Below are 25,503 nucleotides of genomic sequence, written 5' to 3' on the forward strand. Positions count from 1 at the left end.
ACATGATGTCTCATCAAAGAGGGATTGTAATGAAGTTTTTATATGTATTTTTAACAGCAGCTCTATTTGCTTATTCACCGCTCAGCCTTGCAGATACGTCGGCCTCTGTTCAGACCCAAACATCTACGTCATCACCTGAAGAAATAAAATCTAAGCTCAATCAGTATTATTTTGATGCTGCACGCCAAGGCAATACTGAGATGTTGCAAGAGTTTATTCAAGCTGGGTATAACCTAAATATTCAGGATGAAAAGGGATACACTGCCCTTATTTTAGCAGCCTATCATGGTCACCCTGAGGCAGTTAATCAGTTGCTAAAAGCAGGTGCAAACGCATGTGTACAGGATAAGACAGGTAATACCGCACTTATGGGTGCTATTTTCAAAGGTGAATTGCGTATTGCAAGAACCCTTATGAAAGCTGGTTGCTCACCCGATCAAACCAATGGTTCTGGTCAGACAGCAAGTATGTATGCTGCTCTATTTCAACGTAAAGAAATTCTTGATGCACTTGTTAAACAAGGTGCAAATACTGAACTTAAAGACAAACGTGGTAATAGTGTTGATAATTTAAGTCAGGGCAACTTTAATTAACTAGATTGATAATACTTTTCTAAGACTTGACTCAAAATACTTTCAATCATCCATACCCGATATAAACTATTAAATGTATATACACGCCCCTGTACTCTCAGTACAAGCACAGGAAAGTTTGGTTGATGCTTTGCCAAACACTCAATATCATTTTGCTTTAAACGTGCTTGTACATCTTGTTCAGTATGACGATCTATGGACAGTTCTTTGCGAACAGCCTCTACATGTGGCTTGTAAGACAAGTCTTTACCATGTACCCAAGCAGCTTCTAAAATATGGTACATGGTATCAACTTTTGCATCATCATCTACACTATAAAACAGTTTAGCCATCTCCGATGTAGCGTGCTCTGTAGGTCGACAAAACGGTGTAAATGCCACTTTGGTACGTTTAGATAATCTTACAGCGAGTGGCCAATCGAATTGATCACGTCCATGATAGCTTAATGGATAAATTCGGAGCTGAATATTATAATACTCTGCTAACTCTTCTTTAATATAAGACAACAATAACCAGCTAATTGGATCTTCTAAAGCAATGTATAAATCTAGCTCAGGTTGCATTGCTTGAATATCTGCAAGCTCTTCAGCATCATTAATTAAATGCTCACGCCATTCAATATGATTAATTAAGAAAATAGGATTATCCGTCAATAACTTTTGTTGCTTTAAACGGCGCGTTAAACGCAGCAAATCATCAAATGCATTATATTTTTTTCCACCAAACTCAAAATAGCTCGCTAGAATTGCGTCCTGATTAAATGTACGTTCTGGAAACTGTTGTGCTTTATGCTGAGTGCTGGCCATTACATACAAAATACGTAATTTGCCATATTGTTGTTGCCACAGCATATGAAATACATCTTCTAGTAAATATAAAAACTTCTCATCCCTTAAAGGTGTATTTTTTAAAATAATTTCTGCTTGTTCTAAAGCACTTTGAGAAGGCAGTTCTGGTTGATCATCGTAACCAAAACCATGCTGTTTTGCTAAATTTTTAGCATCATTAAGCGTATAATTTTGCCATTCTTCGGCAGTCATATTATTCGGTGGAACAGCCACATGCTTAGAAATTACAATTTTTAGAGGCTTTAATTCATCCACTAAAATTTCGTTCAGTTTTGCCAACTGCTGTACGATAAGATAACTATATACATCATCTAGACGCAAGTGGATTGTTAAACCCTGATCTATAGGTAATACATCCTGACGTGTTGGTTTCTTATAGAACCATTTCGAATGAATTGGATCCAACCACCGACGTAAAAAAGACATGTAATGCGCCTCTAAATATAATTTCTTCATTCAACAGTGAGGGCAACAAGTGAATCAAATGAGATTGTCACACTCAAAGTTTATTGTTGTTCGATGAATTTAAAGTTTAGCAAAAATTAAAGTTTCTGCGTGAGATATTCTATTGTAAAAGAAAATTTAAGGGTGTTTTAATTTTTATATAAAAAACCGCTATAAATGAATTATAGCGGTTTTTAAAGAGTAATTATTTACAGCGTTCTTACTGCACCTTTTGCTGCACTTGTCGTGTGTTGTGCATAAATCTTCAGTGCTTTAGAGACTTTACGCTTTCTCTCTTCTTTTGGTTTCCAACCCTTTTCTTCTTGAATTGCACGGCGTTGTGCGAGTGTTTCATCATCCACTTTCACATTCATGCTACGGTTTGGAATATCAATTTCAATAATATCACCATCTTCGATGAGACCAATTGCCCCACCCTCTGCTGCTTCAGGTGAAATATGCCCAATAGATAGACCAGAAGAACCACCCGAGAAACGACCATCCGTAATTAAGGCACAATCCTTGCCCAATCCTTTTGATTTTAAATAGCTTGTAGGGTAAAGCATTTCTTGCATGCCCGGACCACCACGAGGGCCTTCATAGCGAATGACAACCACATCACCTGCCTTGATGTCATGCCCTAAAATCGCTTCCACCGCAGCATCTTGGCTTTCAAATACACGTGCTTGACCAGTAAATTTCAAAATAGAGTCATCTACGCCTGCTGTTTTTACAATACAGCCATCAAGAGCAATATTTCCAAACAATACAGCTAAACCACCATCTTGAGAAAAAGCATGTTCTGCACTACGAATAACGCCAGTTTCACGGTTACCATCTAAAGTTGGATAGTAGCGGTTTTGTGAGAATGCAACTTGCGTAGGTACACCACCTGGAGAAGAGCGATAAAACTCATAGATTTCAGGATCTTCATGAGAAATGATATCCCACTTATTAATTGCATCTGCCAATGTTTTCTCGTGTACTGTACTTACAGATGTGTCAAGTAATTGTGCACGCTCTAACTCACCTAAAATTGCCATAATTCCACCTGCACGGTGCACATCTTCCATGTGAACATCTTGTTTTGCAGGTGCAACTTTACAAAGTACAGGAACATGACGAGACAGTTGATCGATATCAGCCATAGTGAAATCAACTTCGGCTTCATGTGCAGCCGCCAATAAGTGTAATACCGTATTGGTTGAGCCACCCATCGCAACATCTAACGTCATTGCATTTTTAAATGCTGCTTTGGTTGCAATTGAACGAGGTAATACAGATTCGTCATTTTCTTCGTAGTAGCGCTTCGCAATTTTTACAATTTGCTCACCCGCTTTTAAGAAAAGTTTTTTACGGTTGGCATGTGTAGCTACGATTGAACCATTACCTGGCAAAGACAAACCAAGTGCTTCTGTTAAACAGTTCATTGAATTTGCTGTAAACATGCCTGAACATGAACCGCATGTCGGGCATGCAGAACGTTCAAAATCTTTTACTTCTTCATCGGTATAGCTATCATCTGCTGCAACAACCATTGCATCTACAAGATCAATTGCCTTTTCATTGCCTCTAAATTTTACTTTGCCGGCCTCCATTGGGCCACCTGATACAAAAATAACAGGAATATTTAGACGCATAGATGCCATAAGCATTCCTGGCGTAATTTTATCGCAGTTTGAAATACAAACCATGGCATCTGCGCAGTGCGCGCTTACCATATACTCTACAGAGTCAGCAATTAAATCACGAGAAGGTAAAGAATACAGCATCCCATCATGACCCATTGCAATACCATCATCGACTGCAATGGTATTAAATTCTTTTGCAACACCACCAGCTGCTTGTATTTGCTCTGCAACCAATTGCCCAAGGTCTTTTAAATGTACATGACCTGGAACAAATTGCGTAAACGAGTTAACAACAGCAATAATGGGCTTACCAAAATCTTCATCTTTCATACCAGTTGCACGCCATAAACCACGTGCTCCTGCCATGTTTCTTCCATGTGTTGATGTTTTAGAACGATAATCAGGCATTAGTGTTTCCAATTTTTATGCTTGAGATGAGTTACGATCTCTGGCTAAACGTACAATTGCTGTATGAAATGAGCCAGTTCGCTTTCTCATACAAAGAGTGACAGTAAGTTAGATGTTGATTTATATAAACATGCCATCGTAACAATGAGGTAAGCATGCAACATCATAGATATGGAAAATCACGCTTATTGGAAGCAGCAATACCTATATATTAGGTTGGGTGAGCTTGCATAAGAAGCCAACAATAGTCGTTTAGACTCAAAGGCGTATTTCCAAAATCTCAATATATTCATCATCTACATTATTAATAATAAGGATCTCTTATTTATTTCCTAATTTAGATCATCATATTCTTTTTCATTCTATAGAACAGTTTTACTTTCTAAAAGGCCAAACATCATTCATTTACCCAATAAGGGATTAAACTTTAATGAATATTTTTTTATTATTGATAAATATTTTTTATAGGATATAAAAAAGCCACCTGATTCGATGGCTTTTTAAAATATATCAATTACCACTCCACAACAACGCGTCTGTTTGGAGACTCACATGATCTCTTAGCCACCGTACGCTGCTCTCCCTTACACTGCTCAAACTGACTTGTCTTATTTGCAGCAACCACATGAATGATGTCTGCAGAAATACCAGACTGAATGAGAGCTTGCTCGACTGTTTTAGCACGTGCTTGAGAAAGTTTCTGATTGTAGCTATACGAACCTTTGGTATCGGTGTAACCCGTCACTGTCACCTTCTGAGTGTCAGATTTTTTAATTTCACGAACAATAGTTTCGATAGGACTATCTGTTGAAACAATTGCTTTCTTATCTGAACGATCAAACGCAAATAATACATATGCTGTATGTGGAATCACTTCTTGTTTAACAGGAATAGGTGCAGGTACGATTACAGGATGATTATTTACACCCCAATCCATAAGCCCCTGACATTCTTCACCCTTCCAATATAAGTGCTCGCCAATATAATCCTTGTCAAAATCTATACGTAATTGGCAACGCTTATATTGTTGTGTGTTAGGTACGCGAATATCTAACACATAATTCCATGTACGAACAAAAAGTAAGCCCTCACTGAACTGAGGGTTGCCCAATAAGTGACGGTATTGGTCCTTTGTTAACCCTGTAGATAAATTTGCAATTGTGCCGTATTCGTAACGTGGAACTTGTTTTAAGTAGCTATCTTTCACATCTGGAAACTGAATATCGGAATCACTTGTTGCACTGACCTCCTCAGCTTTAGCTGACATAGACAACATCGTAAGTGTAAGTGCTGTGCTCATGAACAATGTAGATATTATTTTTTTCATTTGTTTTATACTCTTGAAATTGTGAACAGATGGTATGAGATCGCTTGTCATACGCTACAAACGATCCCAGTTTATCTAGTCTATAACTTAGTCAATCACACCTGAGATACCTACACGGAATAATGGCGAGCCATTATTACCACCTGCGACACCACCACTCATTGACCAACGACCATTGTCTGCTGTACGACGTAATGTCGCACCGATTGCACCTTGGTTATTGTAATAAGAAGCTCCTGCCGCATATGTCCATTTACCTGCAACATATGGTGCTTGCTCTAAAGCAGCGGTTGCTGCGATACCTGAAGATAGTTTGTCTTCAAGTTTATTAATACGGTTGTTCGTATAGGCAAATGCTTGGTTCAAATTGTTTTCCACATTTCCAACACGGTTATCCACAGCCGTTAATGCATCACCAACATTACTGTAGCTACTGTTCGCCACTTTATAGGTCGGGCTAGAAAGCGTTCCATCTGCATTGACTGCTGCACTACCACCTAGTGCCGCTGCGATAGAAGCATTTGCAGCGTACACTTGTGAACCATTCACAGCATCTTTAGATGTCGAACCAATGCTACCATTTGAAACATTTGTGACTTTTTGATTTCCTGCATCAATTCCTGAAGCTGTTACACTTGGACCTGTTGCTGTGCCAGATGCATCTTTAAAGCTTAAACCATTGTTGTTAATCGTTGAGCTTGTTTTATCTGCACCTGTATATGTCGTTCCTGTTGCTGTAGTGGTTGCAGAGTTTCCTTTCGCATCAGATAAACTCGCTTGTGTAGATGTATAATTTGCATTATTAATCACATTGCCTGAGCTATCTTTTGTTGCAACGTTTGTTCCTGATGCCGTTGTTGTAGAACTAACCGCATTGCCGGACGCATCTTTACCACTAAGCGTATTCGATGTTGCCGTTGTCTGATTCGTATTGCCAGAAGCATCCTTAACTGTATTACCTGTAGCCGTAGATTGGTTCGTATTACCTGTACTGTCTGTCACAGTATTTCCAGATGTTTTTAGAGAATCTAACTGGCTTTGTACTGAATACAGTTGGCTACCATTGACAGCATCTTTAGAAGTAGAAGTAACAGCACCATCTGCAACATTTGTAACTTTCTGGTTACCAGCATCTAATCCTGAAGCTGTAATACTTGGACCAGTTGCATTGCCATTTTTGTCTGCAAAGCTAACACCATTGCCACCTACTGTCGTGCTTGAACCATCTGCGTTTGTATATTTGGCATTGTTTGCACCATAGTTTGCGTTTGTTGTATTGCCGTTACTGTCTTTACCAGTAACCGATACACCATTCGCCGTAGTGGTCGTATTGTTGCCATTGGCATCAGACAAACTCGCCTGTGTCGCACTATAGTTCGCATTATTGACAACATTGCCATTGGCATCTTTTGCAGTCACTGTTGTACCAGCAGCAGAGGTATTTGAAGTTGTTGTACCCCCATTACTTGTATTACCAGAAACCGTATTGCCTGTTGCATTACTAATATTCGTATTACCGGAAGAATCACTTACTGTGTTTCCTTCAGTTTTTAAGGCAAGTATTTTGTCATCAACTGCTTTTAGCTGTGCAACATTCACCGCATCACTGTCTGCTGTTCCTGCAGCAACACCTGTAATTTGACGATAAACATTATTTTGTGAATCGCCAACTGCTATTGCACCTGTTGTTGATGTAGTTGCATTGATTGCAGACTGATTCGCACTTGTTGCACCTGTTGGAACATAACCATTTACACCAGCGCCTGTACGAGCAGCAGAGTTGTTGCCTAAAACGACTGACCCTGCAGTTGTTGCTTGAACGTTATTACCAACCACAAACGTATTGTCTGTACTTACAGTATTGTTGTTACCTAATACATAGCTTTCATTGCCAGTAATTGTGCTCGGGTCACCAAATGCACCAGAATGATTTCCAGTCACATTGTTACCAGTACCCACGCTAATAGATTGAGTACCAGAAGCAACAGCACCATCACCAATTGCAACAGATGAAGCACCCGTCACACTTGAGTTATTACCAATAACAACGGAGTTAGTCGCTGTTCCAGCAGCAGATGTACTCTTACCTAAAGCAATTGTATTATCTGCACCTGAGTTAATCACTGCATTTACACCAATTGCTGTCGAGTTTGTACCGCCTGCACTCGAGTCATTTGTCTTACCATCTACAATGTCAGTACTACCATTGGTATGTGCATATTTCACACCTTCGGTATTCATTTTCTGAACAGTTTGACCAATGGTTAAACGATCTGTCGTTTCTTGTCCCTGAGTGTTATATGTCAGGAACATAGACTCTGTATTGCTGTTATTTGGAGAGCTATTTACGACTTCACTGCTTACATTAACTTTATTGCCATTACCATCCGTTACATTCGTCACATTGTTACTAATGTTGGTTGCTAAAGCATCAAGCTGGCCTTTATTTACCGCATCTTGGGCATCTGTACCGTTGGCAACATTGGTCACTTTAGTACCTGCGGCATTAATACCAGATGTCGTAATGCTTGGACCATTGTTTATAGTTAAGCCACTAGAGTTTAATGTCGTTCCGCCTAAAGCAAGACTATCGAAACTCGCATTTCTGTCTAAACCAACTAAAATATTTCCATTGCTATCGGTCATTGTTTTTAGATTATCGGTATTGTACTGATCATCAGCTTTTGTACCTGTACCTTTAATCGTTAACGTTTCACCTAAGTTTTTATGCGTAACTGTGCCATTCGTATCAGCAAAATTTAAACCTTTATTCGTTAAATCTGTTGTTGCTGTATAGAGTTGGCTACCGTTCACTGCATCTTTAGATGTCGGACTCACTGTACCATCTGCAACATTGGTAATTTTTTCATTACCTGCATCAATACCTGATGCTGTCACACTTGGCCCTGTCTTATTGCCAGACGCGTCTGTAAAACTTAGGCCATTTTGACCAATATTCGTGCTTGTTTTATCAGATGGGTCTGCACTGCCATAGGTTGTACCAGATGCTGTTGTGGTGGTCGTATTCTTACCATCTGTGATCGTATTACTGGTAGACGTCGATGTATTGCTATTGCCATCTTTGTCTTTAATCGTCGTACCATCAGCCGTAGTCGTCGTACTGTTGCCATCTTTACCAGCAAGTGTATTGCTTGTTGCTGTTGACGTGTTGCTATTACCATCTTTGTCTTTGGTTGTCGTACCATCAGCTGTAGTGGTTGTACTGTTACCATCTTTGTCAGCAAGTGTATTGCTTGTTGCTGTTGACGTATTACTATTGCCGTCTTTGTCTTTAGTCGTCGTACCATCAGCCGTAGTCGTCGTACTGTTACCATCTTTACCTGAAACAGTATTCCCAGTAGATGTAGATGAATTTGTATTACCATCTTTATCTGTAACGGTCGTTCCAGATGCTGTTGTGCTCGAACTATTTCCAGAACTATCCTGTGTTGAACTACCTTTAGTTGAAAGATCGTCAAACTTACTGTTCATTTCTGATTGTAAGGTATTAAGCTGACCTTTATTTACAGCATCAGATGTATCTGTACCATCTGCAACATTAGTCACTTTGGTACCTGCAGCATTAATACCAGATGTCGTAATGCTTGGACCATTGTTTATAGTTAAGCCAGTTGAGTTAACTGTGGTTCCACCAGCATTTAAACTATCAAAAGTTGCATTTTTATCCAATCCAACCACAATATTGCCATTACTATCTGTGGTTGTTTTTAGATTATCAGTATTGTACTGATCATCAGCTTTTGTACCTGTACCTTTAATCGTTAACGTTTCACCTAAGTTTTTATGCGTAACTGTGCCATTCGTATCAGCAAAATTTAGACCTTTATTCGTTAAATCTGTGGTTGCTGTATAAAGTTGGCTACCGTTCACTGCATCTTTAGATGTCGGGCTCACTGTACCGTCTGCAACATTGGTAATTTTTTCATTACCTGCATCAATACCTGATGCTGTCACACTTGGCCCTGTCTTATTGCCAGACGCATCTGTAAAGCTTAGGCCATTTTGACCAATATTCGTGCTTGTTTTATCAGATGGGTCTGCACTGCCATAGGTTGTACCAGATGCTGTTGTAGTGGTCGTATTCTTACCATCTGTGATCGTATTACTGGTAGACGTCGATGTATTGCTATTGCCATCTTTGTCTTTAATTGTCGTACCATCAGCCGTTGTAGTCGTACTGTTGCCATCTTTACCAGCAAGTGTATTGCTTGTTGCTGTTGACGTATTGCTATTACCATCTTTGTCTGCAAGCGTATTGCTCGTTGCTGTCGATGTATTGCTATTGCCGTCTTTGTCTTTGCTTGTTGTACCATCGGCCGTAGTCGTCGTACTGTTACCATCTTTACCAGCAAGTGTATTGCTTGTTGCTGTTGACGTGTTGCTATTACCATCTTTGTCTGCAAGCGTATTGCTTGTTGCTGTCGATGTATTGCTATTACCGTCTTTGTCTTTACTCGTTGTACCATCGGCCGTAGTCGTCGTACTGTTACCATCTTTACCTGAAACAGTATTCCCAGTAGATGTAGATGAATTTGTATTACCATCTTTGTCTGTAACAGTTGTACCAGATGCAGTAGTTGTAGAACTATTTCCAGAACCGTCCTGCGTTGAACTGCCTTTGGTTGAAAGATCATTAAACTTATTATTAACTTCAGATTCTAAAGTATTTAGCTGGCCTTTGTTTACAGCGTCAGATGTATCTGTACCATCTGCAACATTGGTTACTTTAGTACCTGCAGCATTAATACCAGATGATGTAATACTTGGACCATTATTTATAGTTAGTCCACTATTATTTAAAGATGTATTACCTGCAGTAACGCTACCGTCACTACCCAAATTCACATCTTTAGCCAGCTTAACCTCAAGACCATCTGTGCCGTTTGCAACCACACCGATGTTATTGTCTGTCAGTTTCGTACTATCTGCACCACCTTTGATACTTAATGTATCGCCCAACTTACGTGCAACATCTGTACCGCTATCACCTGCAAAGTTTAGACCTTTGTTGGTCAGACTTGCACCCATTGCATCAACTTGGCCTTTATTTGCCGCATCCGTTGCATTGGTACCATCTTTTACATTACTAATAACCGTATTAGCAGCGTTGACTCCATCTTTACTGACACTTGGACCATCTTTAATACTAAAGCCATCTGAACCATAGGTTGTTTGTCCAGTGGTATTTCCGTTGGCATCTTTGGCTGTCACAGTTGTACCTGCAGCTGTAGTTTCACTACTATTGCCTGTTTTGTCTGTAACCGTAGAGCCCGTCGGGGTTGTACTGTTGGTGTTGCCAGAAGTATCTTTTAAAGTTGTTCCTGCTAAACCGTAGTTTGCAGATGAACCATCTTTTCCTTGAATACTTGTCCCTGAACCCGTCAGAGTGGCCGTATTACCTGAAGAATCTGTAGTCGTTAATCCACTATTATTTAAAGATGTATTACCTGCAGTAACGCTACCGTCACTACCCAAATTCACATCTTTAGCCAGTTTAACCTCAAGACCATCTGTGCCGTTTGCAACCACACCAATGTTGTTATCTGTCAGTTTGGTACTATCTGCACCACCTTTGATACTTAATGTATCGCCCAACTTACGTGCAACATCTGTACCGCTATCACCTGCAAAGTTTAGACCTTTGTTGGTCAGACTTGCACCCATTGCATCAACTTGGCCTTTATTTGCCGCATCCGTTGCATTGGTACCATCTTTTACATTACTAATAACCGTATTAGCAGCGTTGACTCCATCTTTACTGACACTTGGACCATCTTTAATACTAAAGCCATCTGAACCATAGGTTGTTTGTCCAGTGGTATTTCCGTTAGCATCTTTGGCTGTCACAGTTGTACCTGCAGCTGTAGTTTCACTACTATTGCCTGTTTTGTCTGTAACCGTAGAGCCCGTCGGGGTTGTACTGTTGGTGTTGCCAGAAGTATCTTTTAAAGTTGTTCCTGCTAAACCATAGTTTGCAGATGAACCATCTTTTCCTTGAATACTTGTCCCTGAACCCGTCAGAGTGGCCGTATTACCTGAAGAATCTGTAGTCGTTAATCCACTATTATTTAAAGATGTATTACCTGCAGTAACGCTACCGTCACTACCCAAATTCACATCTTTAGCCAGTTTAACCTCAAGACCATCTGTGCCGTTTGCAACCACACCAATGTTGTTATCTGTCAGTTTCGTACTATCTGCACCACCTTTGATACTTAATGTATCGCCCAACTTACGTGCAACATCTGTACCGCTGTCACCTGCAAAGTTTAGACCTTTGTTGGTTAGCTCAGTTTGAGTAGATTTTAATTGAGAGACATTTACTGCATCTGTATCTGCAGTACCTGCTGCAACATTTGTAACCACTGTATTCGCAGCATTAATACCACTCTTACTTGCACTTGGACCATCTTTGATACTAAAGCCATCTGAACCATAGGTTGTTTGTCCAGTGGTATTTCCGTTAGCATCTTTGGCTGTCACCGTTGTACCTGCAGCTGTAGTTTCACTACTATTGCCTGTTTTGTCTGTAACCGTAGAGCCCGTCGGGGTTGTACTGTTGGTGTTGCCAGAAGTATCTTTTAAAGTTGTTCCTGCTAAACCGTAGTTTGCAGATGAACCATCTTTTCCTTGAATACTTGTCCCTGAACCCGTCAGAGTGGCCGTATTACCTGAAGAATCTGTAGTCGTTAATCCACTATTATTTAAAGATGTATTACCTGCAGTAACGCTACCGTCACTACCCAAATTCACATCTTTAGCCAGTTTAACCTCAAGACCATCTGTGCCGTTTGCAACCACACCAATGTTGTTATCTGTCAGTTTCGTACTATCTGCACCACCTTTGATACTTAATGTATCGCCCAACTTACGTGCAACATCTGTACCGCTGTCACCTGCAAAGTTTAGACCTTTATTGGTTAGCTCAGTTTGAGTAGATTTTAATTGAGAGACATTTACTGCATCTGTATCTGCAGTACCTGCTGCAACATTTGTAATTTTCATATCTGCAGCATTAATACCAGTAGTAGTAACACTTGGACCATTATTTATTTTAAGACCCGTTGCTGTTACTTTACTTGTATTTGTACCATCTGTTGCAGATAACCCATCAGTCGCAGTTAATGTACTTTTTGCTTTTCCATTGGCAGTAGATAAGCCACTGGTTCCTACAACAACATCATTTACACCATCTGTATAGGTAGTTTGTTTTGCAGTGCTTGTTGCACTTGTTACCCCATCACTAGATGTTAATGTGTTACTGCTCGCGTTCGCAACATTGGTATTTCCACTTGCATCTTGAATATTAGAACCTGTTGCATTAACAGTCGTATTGTTGTTTGATGCATCAGTTAAAGAAGCACTGCTTGTTGTATAGTTAGCACTTGATAAACTTGTACCATTTTTAGAAGTAAGTTTTAAACCAGTTGCATCACTGCTACTTGTATTCCCATTACCATCTTTTAGTACAGAACCATTTAAAGTATAAGAAGCAGATCTATTGCCATCATTAGAAATAATTGATGTCCCTGTTCCAGATACTACCGCACTGTTTCCATCTGTATCCGTTGCTGTTACAGTCTGGAAATTTGAGTTTTGGTCAATACCAACAACGATGTCACCGTTACTATCTGTGGTTGTTTTAATATTTTTGGTATTGTACTGCGCATCAGCTTTAGTACCTGTCCCTTTAATAGTCTGCGTTTCACCTAAATTTCTATGTGTAACTGTACCATTGTTATCAGAGAAGTTAAGGCCACTTTGTTGTGTAGCATATAGCTGACTACCATTAATCGCATCTTTTGAGTCAGAACTAATTGTTCCATCTGCCACATTCGTGACTTTCATGCTTGCAGCATTAATACCTGTGGTAGTAACACTTGGACCATTATTTACAGTAAGTCCAGTGGCTGTTACTTTGCTTGTATTGGTGCCATCAGTAACATTTAAACCGTTGGTTGCAGTAACAGTACTGCTATTCGAGCCATTGCTCGCAGACAAGCCACTATTACCGACGCTAACGTTATTGGTACCATCGGTGTAAGCCGTGTTACCTGCAGTCGTTGTGGTTTTTGTATTTCCATCACTTGAGGCAATGATGTTATTGGTTGCTGTACTCGTGTTGGTATTGCCACTAGAGTCCGTCAACTTAGATTCAGTTAAATCATAATTTGCTGTCGTTTTGCCATCGCTAGATTTTACAGCTGTGCCTGTTCCAGACAATACGCTGTTGTTGCCACTCGTATCCGTTGCAGTAACGGTCTGGAAATTCGAGTTCTGATCAATACCCACCACAACGTTACCACTGCTATCCGTAGTGGTTTTAATATTGGCTGTATTGTATTGATCATCGGCCTTGGTTCCTGTCCCCTTGATGGTTAAGGTTTCACCCAAGTTTTTGTGCGTGACTGTGCCGTTATTGTCTTTAAAGTTAAGACCACTTTGTTGCGTGGCATATAGCTGACTACCATTAATCGCATCTTTTGATGTTGAATTTACATCACCATCTGCAACATTGGTTACTTTCATTTTTGCAGCATCAATACCTGTGGTAGTAACACTTGGACCATTATTTACAGTAAGCCCAGTAGCTGTTACTTTACTTGTATTGGTGCCATCAGTAACATTTAAACCGTTGGTTGCAGTAACAGTACTGCTATTTGAACCATTGCTCGCAGATAAGCCACTATTACCGACGCTAACGTTATTGGTACCATCGGTGTAAGCCGTGTTACCTGCAGTCGTCGTAGTTTTAGTTTTCCCATCACTTGAAGCAACGATGTTATTGGTTGCTGTCGTCGTGTTGGTATTGCCACTAGAGTCCGTCAACTTAGATTCAGTTAAATCATAATTTGCTGTCGTTTTGCCATCGCTAGATTTTACAGCCGTACCTGTTCCAGACAATACACTGTTGTTGCCACTCGTATCCGTTGCAGTAACGGTTTGGAAATTCGAGTTCTGATCAATACCCACCACAACGTTACCACTGCTATCCGTAGTGGTTTTAATATTGGCTGTATTGTATTGATCATCGGCCTTGGTTCCTGTCCCCTTGATGGTTAAGGTTTCACCCAAGTTTTTATGTGTGACTGTGCCATTATTGTCTTTAAAGTTAAGACCACTTTGTTGCGTGGCATATAGCTGACTACCATTAATTGCATCTTTTGATGCTGAATTTACATCACCATCTGCAACATTGGTTACTTTCATACTTGCAGCATTAATGCCTGTGGTAGTAACACTTGGACCATTATTTACAGTAAGTCCAGTGGCTGTTACTTTGCTTGTATTGGTGCCATCATTCACAGATAAGCCACTATTGCCTATGCTAACGTTATTGGTACCATCGGTGTAAGCCGTGTTACCTGCAGTCGTCGTGGTTTTAGTTTTCCCATCACTTGAAGCAATGATGTTATTGGTTGCTGTACTCGTGTTGGTATTGCCACTAGAGTCCGTCAACTTAGATTCAGTTAAATCATAATTTGCTGTCGTTTTGCCATCGCTAGATTTTACAGCTGTGCCTGTACCCGACAATACACTGTTGTTGCCACTCGTATCCGTTGCAGTAACGGTTTGGAAATTCGAGTTCTGATCAATACCCACCACAACGTTACCACTGCTATCCGTAGTGGTTTTAATATTGGCTGTATTGTATTGATCATCGGCCTTGGTTCCTGTCCCCTTGATGGTTAAGGTTTCACCCAAGTTTTTATGTGTGACTGTGCCGTTATTGTCTTTAAAGTTAAGACCACTTTGTTGCGTGGCATATAGCTGACTACCATTAATTGCATCTTTTGATGTTGAATTTACATCACCATCTGCAACATTGGTTACTTTCATTTTTGCAGCATCAATACCTGTGGTAGTAACACTTGGACCATTATTTACGGTAAGTCCAGTGGCTGTTACTTTGCTTGTATTGGTGCCATCAGTAACATTTAAACCATTGGTTGCAGTAACAGTACTACTATTCGAGCCATTGCTCGCAGACAAGCCACTATTGCCTACGCTAACATTATTGGTACCATCGGTGTAAGCCGTGTTACCTGCAGTCGTCGTAGTTTTAGTTTTCCCATCACTTGAAGCAACGATGTTATTGGTTGCTGTACTCGTGTTGGTATTGCCACTAGAGTCGGTCAATTTCGCCTGATTCAGACCGTAATTTGCTGTCGTTTTGCCATCGCTAGATTTTACAGCCGTACCTGTTCCAGACAATACGCTGTTGTTGCCACTCGTATCCGTTGCAGTAACGGTTTGGAAATTCGAGTTCTGATCAATACCAACAAGTAAATTACCACTACTATCAGTCATAGTTTTTATGTTGGCTGTATTGTACTGATCGTTACTATTGGTACCTGTCCCTTTAATCGTTAAGGTTTCACCCAATTTTTTAGTCACTGAACCATTATTACTTGTAAAAGTAATTGGCTTAACCACTTCCGTATTTAAAGTAGTCAGTGCATTTTCTACACCACTGACTTTTGTTGTGGTTCCATCTGTCTTAGTAATTGTATAAGTTGGTGTTGTCACCTGTCCTGTTGTACTGTCTAAAGCAGAAGAACCACCTAAAGCAGTAGCCGTACTCTTAGCAACATTGTCTGTATAATTTTTTGTCGCTTTTAACTGTGCGACGTTTACTGCATCAACATCATTCGTACCTGCAGCAACGCCAGTAATTTGACGACTTACTGTCGAGCCGCTACCTACAGCAACAGCTGCATTTGTAGATTTCCAAACATTGGTTGTGTTCGTACTTCCTTGACCAGTAATTGGATCATAACCAGCAACTCCAGAGGCTGTAGAAGCCACAGAGTTTGAACCTATAGCCACACCACCTGATTGTGTTGCGCTCGCCCCTAAACCAATTGCTGTAGCACTGTCTGAAGCATTTGAACCTTTACCTAAAGCTGTACCATTGGCAGCAGCAGTACTTCCTCCACCAATTGCTGTAGCATTATCTCCAGTCGCCTGAGATCCAGTAGAAGATGAACTACCAGAACCAATGGCGGTAGAATTCACACCTGAAGATTTTGCATTAATACCAATTGCAACAGAACCTGTATTTGAAGCACTTGAAACGGCACCAATAGCCAGTGCGCCTTGACCTCCAGCATTTGCCGTTGTACCTAATGCAACAGAAGCATCCCCTATAGCATTGGAAGACATACCAAACGCACTAGAAAAATTTCCAGTCGCTTTTGCACCAACACCAACAACGACTGCCCCACCACCAGATGCTGTAGTTTCAGGATATCCAGTTGGTAAGTCTACACCTGTAATTGTTTTATAAGATGAATTATAAGCAGATCTAACTTTATCAATATCGTCGCCACCAATAGCAATACTTGAGTTACCTGTAGCATTGACATTATTACCCATAGCAACAGATTGGTCTCCACTTGCTACAGCTACACTACCTACAGCCACAGATTGGCCATTACCACTACTGGCAGTAGACGCATTGTCCCCAATTGCAACAGAGCGACTTGTACCCGTGGTATTAGCAGACTTACCAATTGCAATAGATGTATCACTTCCAGCATTGGCTAAATAACCAATCGCAATTGCAGCATTACCACTTGCTGTTGCACCTGTACCTGAGTTATTACCACCACCCGCAGCAAAAGAGTTAGCACCGCTTGCTTTTGCATCATTACCAAGCGCAGTCGAACCATATCCAGTTGCTTTAGCTCCTGAACCATAGGCAGATGTACTTTGTGCACTTGCTGTTGCACTGTTACCAATCGCTGTTGCGTAGTTACCTGTGGCGGACGCGGCATTATCTCCTGAACCTTGGGCAGAATATGCAGCAAATGCATTTGGGGAGAAAACGACCATGGCAGCAATTAAAGTTGCCGAACCAATCGTCTTTGTTTTAGTTTTTGATTTCGCTAGCTCAGAAACTGCAATCCAAGTGCCTAGAGACGCATTCCAAACAATTTTATAGATTTTATTCATGATAATTATACCTAAACGATAATTTTGTTTGTTTTCTCTAGATTATCATGTCTAATTTATGATAACTAGTTTGTATATTATAAAAATTAAGTTAATTTATATTTGAAAATTCGATAAAACATGCTGAAAGGTGTAGTATATATCTATATATAATATTGATTTTAATAATATATTTTGGTTTATAATTTATTTTTACGGTTAGTAATTTTTATACTTATCACATATTAATTCATATTAAATATAATATTTAATTGTATTTAAAAAAATCTCAAGCCACGTATGACTTGAGATTAGAGAAGAAAATTAAGGTCTTATTATTTCCACTGGTAACCTACGGAAACTGCACCACTCACATTACTACGTGTGTCCGCTGATGCACCAAATTTCCAAATGTACTTATTACTATCTGTAATCGCACTTACACCTACAGATACAGCACCTTCACCACGGTAGCCACCCAGACCTGCACTCACCATACTCATACCAGCCTCGCTAGGTTGTGGTAAGTTTCCAACAGCCATTGCTCCCGCAATACCTGCATTGGTTTCATTTCTAAACTTACTGAGCTCTTGATGTGTTTGGTTAAATGCACTTTCTAAATTACCAACACGACCATTAAGATTGCTCACCGCACCATCAACTGTACTTTGTCCTGTACCACCAATGTTGCTTGTTGAAATTGTCCCATCTGCTGCAACTTTCGCATTGCCACCTAACACATTCGCAATCGATGTATTTGCCTGATATAACTGTGAGCCATTAATCGCATCACTCGACGTCGAGCTCACAGCACCTGCAGATACGCCTGTCACTGTACGACTCGCACCTGTGTTATTGGCCATATTTACTTTCGTACCACCTGAATCTTTACCAATATTAATGTCTCCATTCTTATCAGCTTGTTGAATCGTACCCGACTTACCTGTTGCTAAATCACTCACTGTACTATTCAAACTATTAATACTGTTGGTATTTGCTGTCACTTGAGACTGTACATTCGCAAGCTGACCACCATTAACAGCATCTTTCGAACCAGCAGCCACTTGACCATCTGCAACATTGGTCAGTGTTGTCGCTGTCGTTCCATCACCCAGGGTAACTCGACCTTTGTTCACAGAACCATCCGCATTCTTGTCGTATTGCACTGCCGAATCAGACAAAGTATTCACTGTGTTGCTAACCGTATTCACAGCAGCATCAAGCTGTCCTTTATTTACCGCATCTGTAGAGTTCACGCCTGCTGCAACGTTTGTAATCGTCTTACCACCAGCATCAATACCAGATGCTGTAACACTTGGCCCAGTTGCATTGCCTGTACTGTCTTTAAAGCTTAGACCATTAGTACCAATGGTTGTACTTGAATGATCAGCAGCCTGATAAACCGTACTTGTCGCACCATAGCTCGCTTTATTCCCAGCACTATCTTGTACAGAAAGACCATTGGCTGTAGTTGCACTACTGTTGCCAGAATTATCTTTAACTGTTGTTCCAGTTGGATTAGTCACACTGCTGTTTCCTGCTGAGTCACTCACAGTAACTTTAGAAACATTAATGTCTTTACCAGTTGTATTTGCACTTTCAACAGCTTGATTTAAGGCATTCAGTGCATCTGATACACTGGTTTGCGTTCCACCAGCAATATTATAAGTTGGGTTTGTAAGTGTTCCATCTTGATTGACTTGCACCCCACCAATTGCACTTGCAACACTTTGAGAAATACTTGCAACCTGACCACCATTAACAGCATCTTTAGAGTTACTTGCAATCGTACCATTTTGTACATTTGTAACTTTTAAGCTTCCTGCATCTAAGCCTGAAGCAGTAACGCTTGGACCTGTGCTATTGCCTGATGCATCTTTAAAGCTCAAACCAGTTTGGTTTACTTGGGTACTACTTAAGTTCGATGGATCAGCTTTACCATACGTTGTTCCAGATGCAGTGGTCGTGGTTGTATTGGTACCATCTGTTAAGGTGTTGCTGGTTGCCGTAGATGCATTGCTATGGCCTGCATTGTCAGAGATTGTATTTCCTTCCGTTTTTAAGGCCAATACTTTGTTATCTACAGCTTTTAATTGAGCAACGTTTACTGCATCGCTATCTGCTGTACCTGCCGCTACACCTGTAACCTGACGGTATATATTATTTTGTGCATCACCAACAGCAACGGAACCTGTTGTTGATGTTGTTGCTGTAATCGCTGCTTGATCAGCTGTTGTTGCTGCAGTTGGTGTATAACCACTCACGCCAGAAGCCGTACGAGATGCTGAGTTATTCCCTAAAACAACCGAACCTGCTGTCGTTTGAGTAATATCATTACCTAAAGCGAAAGTATTGTCTGTACTAATGGTATTGTTGTTACCCACAGAGTAACTATTTGCACCATTAATAATAGATGGGTCACCAAAGGCACCTGAATTATTTCCAGTCACTTGGTTACCTGTACCAATACTGATAGATTGGTTTCCTGAAGCAACAGCACCATCACCAATTGCTACCGATGAGGCACCCGTCACACTTGAGTTATTACCAATAACAACAGAATTGTTCGCATTTGAACCAGCAATTGCATTGACACCTAAAGCAGTCGAGTTTTCACCACCTGCGCTAGAGTCTTTACCACTTGTGCTATTGGTATGGGCGAACTTCACACCTTCTTTATTCATTTTCTGAACAGTTTCGCCAATCGTCAACTGATCAGTAGTAGTCTGACCTGCTTTATCATAGGTCAAGAAAAGTGAATCTTGGTTAGGATTTGTTGCACTATAATTTTGGTTAACCACTTGGCCAGTAACACTTACGCCATTGCCATTACCATCTTTTACGTTTGTGATGTTACTGCTAATTGCTGAATCAAGCTGTCCTTTATTCACAGCATCTGATGCACTCACACCATTTGCTACGTTTGAGATTGTTGTTCCACCACCAGTGACAACATTATTTCCATAACTATCTGTACCCGTAGTGACTGCTGTCCCTTTGCCATTGCCAGCGACAATACTATTGTAGTTTACACTACCATCACTATTGGTTGCATATTGAACACTATTGGTCCCGAGTGTTCCAAGTTGTTGTTGTAGACTTGTTTGTATCTCTGCAACTTGTCCACCCGTTACCGCATCTGTTGAACCAGACTGGATTGAACCTGCTTTAAGATTCGTAATTTCTTTTCCAGCAGCATCAATACCCGATGAAGTAATACTTGGGCCACCTGCAACGCTTAGACCATCCTTACCTACAGTAGTAAGTACTTTATTGTCTGCATCTTTATATTCTGTAGATGTCGCACCATAAGTCGCTACATTATTTGAAGTATCTTTCACAGTTGTTCCAGAAGCACCAACTTGTGTTGTATTCCCGCTTGCATCTGTAACTTTTACACCATTGGTATCTAAAGTTGTATTACCAGCAGTAATGCTATCTACATCTAAGTTACGGTTAAGTGCATAGGTAATATCATTACCTGTTTTATTGACTGTTAGGTTCTTCTCATCTTTTGCTATACCAATGTCAATCGTATCACCGGCTTTTACTGCTTGAGCATTATTCCCATTACTTGAAACAGTAAATCCTTGATCTAATGCTTTAATTGCACCTTCTACGCCTGTTTGATCTTTTCCATTTACTTGATAAACAGGACTCGATACTTTTCCAGTCGTTGCATCATATTGAGATCCACCACCCAATGCAGATGCAACCGAGTTGCCAGTTTCTGCATTTTTCGCATCGCCTGCAGAAGAAACTGCTGCAATCGCATCATTAAGTGTTGATTTACCTGTCCCGCCAATATCTGTAGTCGTAACTGTGCCATCTGTACCCACTTTAGCATTGCCACCTAGCAAAGCTTGTGTTGAGTTAGAAATTGTTGAGATCTGGCCACCTGTTACTGCGTCTGTAGAATTGGCACCAATCGTACCGTTACCTACATCGGTAACTTTCTGACCACTCGCATCAAAACCATTGGCTTTAACTACACCTGAGAATACAGGGGCATCGACAACACTGTACTTATAGGTGTTGGTTGCCGTATCAAAAGTTGCAGTTGTATTGGTTCCATCAGCAAGAGTAATTGTATCCCCTAAAGCAACATTATGAGATGTCCCATCATTCGCTTTAAAGTTTAAACCTTTATCTGCTGTGGCTTGTGCTGCTGCACCTGCAGATTTTACACTTGCAACTGCATCACTTAGATTTGATTTACCTGTCCCACCAATATCTGTAGTCGTAACTGTGCCATCTGCACCCACTTTAGCATTGCCACCTAGCAAAGCTTGTGTTGAGTTAGAAATTGTTGAGATCTGGCCACCTGTTACTGCGTCTGTAGAATTGGCACCAATCGTACCGTTACCTACATCGGTAACTTTCTGACCACTCGCATCAAAACCATTGGCTTTAACTACACCTGAGAATACAGGGGCATCGACAACACTGTACTTATAGGTATTGGTTGCCGTATCAAAAGTTGCGGTTGTATTGGTTCCATCAGCAAGAGTAATTGTATCCCCTAAAGCAACATTATGAGATGAGTCATTATTTGCTTTAAAGTTTAAACCTTTATCTGCTGTGGCTTGTGCTGCTGCACCTGCTTCTTTCACACTTGCAACTGCATCACTTAGATTTGATTTACCTGTTCCACCAATATCTGTAGTCGTAACTGTGCCATCTGTATTCACTTTGGCATTGCCACCTAGCAAGGCTTGTGTTGAGTTAGAAATTGTTGAGATCTGGCCACCTGTTACTGCATCTGTAGAATTGGCACCAATCGTACCGTTACCTACATCGGTAACTTTCTGACCACTTGCATCAAAACCATTGGCTTTAACCACACCTGAGAATACAGGGGCATCGACAACACTATATTTATAGGTATTGGTTGATGCGTCATAAGTTGCGGTTGTATTGGTTCCATCAGCAAGTGTTACAGTTTCACCAAGGGCAACATTATCTGTAGCACCATTATTTGCTTTAAAGTTTAAACCTTTATCTGCTGTAGCCTGTGCTGCTGCACCTGCTTCTTTCACACTTGCAACTGCATCACTTAGATTTGACTTACCTGTTCCACCAATATCTGTAGTCGTAACTGTGCCATCTGTACCCACTTTGGCATTGCCACCTAGCAAAGCTTGTGTTGAGTTAGAAATTGTTGAGATCTGACCACCATTCACCGCATCTGTGGAATTAGCGCCAATTGTACCGTTACCTACATCAGTGATTTTTTGACCACTTGCATCAAAACCATTGGCTTTAACCACACCTGAGAATACAGGCGCATCGACAACACTGTACTTATAGGTATTGGTTGTCGTATCAAAAGTTGCAGTTGTATTGGTTCCATCAGCAAGAGTGATCGTATCCCCTAAAGCAACGTTATGAGTCGTTCCATCATTTGCTTTAAAGTTTAAACCTTTATCTGCTGTAGCCTGTGCTGCTGCACCTGCTGCTTTCACACTTGCAACTGCATCACTGACTGTAGATTGACCTGTCCCACCAATATCTGTAGTCGTAACCGTACCGTCCGTACCCACTTTGGCATTACCGCCAAGCAACGTTTTTGTAGAGTTAGAGATGGTTGAAATTTGCCCACCATTCACCGCATCTGTAGAGTTGGTGCCAATTGTACCGTTACCTACATCAGTGATTTTTTGACCACTCGCATCAAAACCATTGGCTTTAACCACGCCTGAGAATACAGGCGCATCGACAACACTGTATTTATAGGTATTGGTTGATGCATCATAAGTTGCTGTTGTATTGGTTCCATCAGCAAGTGTTACGGTTTCACCAAGGGCAACGTTATCTGCTGTACCATTATTTGCTTTAAAGTTTAAACCTTTATCTGCTGTAGCTTGTGCTGCTGCACCTGCTGCTTTTACACTTGCAACTGCATCACTAACTGTAGATTGGCCTGTACCACCAATATCTGTAGTCGTAACTGTACCGTCCGTACCTACTTTGGCGTTACCACCTAGCAAGGTTTGTGTTGAGTTAGAAATTGTTGAGATTTGACCGCCTGTTACTGCGTCTGTGGAATTGCTACCAATCGTACCGTTACCTACATTGGTAACTTTTTGACCATTTGCATCAAAACCATTGGCTTTAACCACACCTGAGAATACAGGTGCATCGACAACACTGTACTTATAGGTATTGCTTGAAGAATCATAAGTTGCTGTTGTATTGGTTCCATCAGCAAGTGTTACAGTTTCACCAAGGGAAACTTTATCTGCTGTACCATTATTTGCTTTAAAGTTTAAACCTTTATCTGCTGTAGCCTGTGCTGCTGCACCTGCTGCTTTTACACTTGCAACTGCATCACTGACTGTAGACTGGCCTGTACCACCAATATCTGTAGTCGTAACCGTACCGTCCGTACCTACTTTGGCGTTACCACCTAGCAAGGCTTGTGTAGAATTAGAGATTGCTGAAATTTGGCTACCATTAACAGCATCTGTAGAGCTTGATGAAATGGTACCAGCAGCAACTCCAGTTACTGAGGTTCCATTTGCATTAATTCCACTTTTTGTGATACTTGGTCCATTACTAATAGTTAAACCGTTATTATTTACTGTAGTATCACCCGTAGCTAAACTATTGGCTTTTAAAGCTTTTGCTGTAGTAATTGTATAATTTGTACTACCATCAGCATTTAGGTTCGTTGCAACTTCAATATTATCGCCTTTAGTAACAGTGGTTTTTGCTTGTGTCGCTGTAGTTTGTACGCTCGCTATAGCATCATTAAGTGTACTTTTTCCCGTGCCACCGATGTTACTCATACTAATTGAGCCATTCGTTACAGAAGCATTTCCACCTAGGACATTCGCTATGCTATTTGCTAAAGTATCAGTATATGTCTTAGTTTGCTTCAGTTGTGCAACATTGACTGCATCAGTATCTTGTTGACCTGCTGCAAGACCTGTAATTTGGCGGGTAAGTGTTGAACCATTACCAACAGATGCCGCAGCAGTTGTAGATTTCCAAGCACTTGAACTATTTGACGAGTTTGAGCCTGTAGATGGGTCATAACCAGCTACACCGCTTGCAGTAGATGCAACTGAGCCAGCACCTAATGCAATACCATTTGCTATAGTCGCTTGTGAATTTGCTCCTAATGCAACTGTTTTATCTGCTGATGCACTTGAGTTTACACCAAGAGCCGTAGAGCCAGCGCCTGAAGCATTAGCAGTTGTTCCAACTGCTAAGGCAGAGTTAGCCATTGCTTTTGCTTGTGTACCAAACGCTGTAGATAAATCACCTGCTGATCTAGCATTCATTCCAATAGCCATCGATGCATCGCCCGATGCAGTTGTACGGTAACCTCCTGTCAAGCCACCATTACCATATTGACCTTTATTGGTATCTAATGCAGTACCAGTAACAGATTGATAACCCGTTTTCGTTGCATCACTCACACTGCCAATATCATCACCACCAATTGCTATAGAGGCAAAACCGATAGCATCAGAGTCATTACCAATTGCCGTCGACTCACCTTTTAAAGCACGTACACCAGAACCAATGGCTACTGTCTGAGTACCAGCAGCAGTGGTTGATTTTGTATTATAGGTTGTTCCGTTAATCGTATACGATGCATTAGCAAGTCCTCTGTTATCACTGCTACCAATTGCCACAGCACCAAAAGAATTGGTTGCAGAGTCCCCACCTTGCGCAGAATTATTGCTTGTTGCTGTTGCACCACAACCTAATGCAATATCAGCAGTATACGTTGCTGTTGGTGTAGGACATGTAGCATTGGTTGTACTTTTTGGAGTTGCACTAACACCATTTCCACTTCCCTCCCCCAACGCAAAAGCACCCTGTGAAAAAGTAATTAATGCTATTGATGCTGATGCACCAACAATAGTTCGAGCGGTTTTCTTCTTAGATTTTACAAGTTCAGAAGCAACAACCCATGTACCTAACGTTGCATTCCAGACAATTTTATAAATTTTATTCATAGTTAATACTCTTAGTTACATACTATTATTGGTGTATATTTATACATTATACTGAAATAATATCTGATAACCAGTTATCACTTATATTATATTATTTACTATAATTTATAATAAATATAAAAAATGCATCAATCAAATCATAATATGATAATAAATGAATTTATATTCATAAAATACCTATTTAAGTGATATTATTTTCTTAATAATCTGATACAAATAAACTATTTTTTTGTATAAAAAAAGTACATATGCATTATTTTTAAAATATTGAAAAAAGATTTAGAAAATTTAGGAGGTGTTATAATAAGAATTATCCAATTG

At 40.4% G+C, this 25,503-nt stretch carries 6 protein-coding genes; 1 reads left to right on the plus strand and 5 read right to left on the minus strand.

From position 1 onward, the window contains the following. Nucleotides 1-29: 29 nt before the first annotated feature. On the plus strand, nt 30-593 hold the full coding sequence (locus OZX61_RS11655; protein ID WP_196337850.1) for an ankyrin repeat domain-containing protein: 564 nt from the start codon (nt 30-32) through the stop codon (nt 591-593). Here OZX61_RS11655 and OZX61_RS11660 read toward each other — a convergent pair. The 5 genes from OZX61_RS11660 to OZX61_RS11680 form a co-directional block, all read right to left on the minus strand. Beyond that, on the minus strand, nt 590-1,867 hold the full coding sequence (locus OZX61_RS11660; protein WP_277094871.1) for a hypothetical protein: 1,278 nt from the start codon (nt 1,865-1,867) through the stop codon (nt 590-592). The genes OZX61_RS11655 and OZX61_RS11660 overlap by 4 nt on opposite strands. Nucleotides 1,868-2,094: 227 nt before the next feature. Continuing rightward, complete coding sequence (gene ilvD / locus OZX61_RS11665; protein WP_195771863.1) at nt 2,095-3,924, minus strand: dihydroxy-acid dehydratase; 1,830 nt, start codon at nt 3,922-3,924, stop codon at nt 2,095-2,097. A 514-nt stretch (nt 3,925-4,438) separates the two neighbouring features. Beyond that, on the minus strand, nt 4,439-5,251 hold the full coding sequence (locus OZX61_RS11670) for an OmpA family protein (RefSeq protein ID WP_237411614.1): 813 nt from the start codon (nt 5,249-5,251) through the stop codon (nt 4,439-4,441). Nucleotides 5,252-5,338: 87 nt separating this feature from the next. Beyond that, nucleotides 5,339-17,230, minus strand: a complete 11,892-nt coding sequence (locus OZX61_RS11675; protein ID WP_277094872.1) for an ESPR-type extended signal peptide-containing protein — start codon at nt 17,228-17,230, stop codon at nt 5,339-5,341. 314 nt (nt 17,231-17,544) lie between these two features. Further along, nucleotides 17,545-25,182, minus strand: a complete 7,638-nt coding sequence (locus OZX61_RS11680; protein ID WP_277094873.1) for an ESPR-type extended signal peptide-containing protein — start codon at nt 25,180-25,182, stop codon at nt 17,545-17,547. Nucleotides 25,183-25,503 lie beyond the last annotated feature (321 nt).

The organism is Acinetobacter sp. ESL0695, from assembly GCF_029392135.1.
Lineage (GTDB): Bacteria > Pseudomonadota > Gammaproteobacteria > Pseudomonadales > Moraxellaceae > Acinetobacter > Acinetobacter pollinis.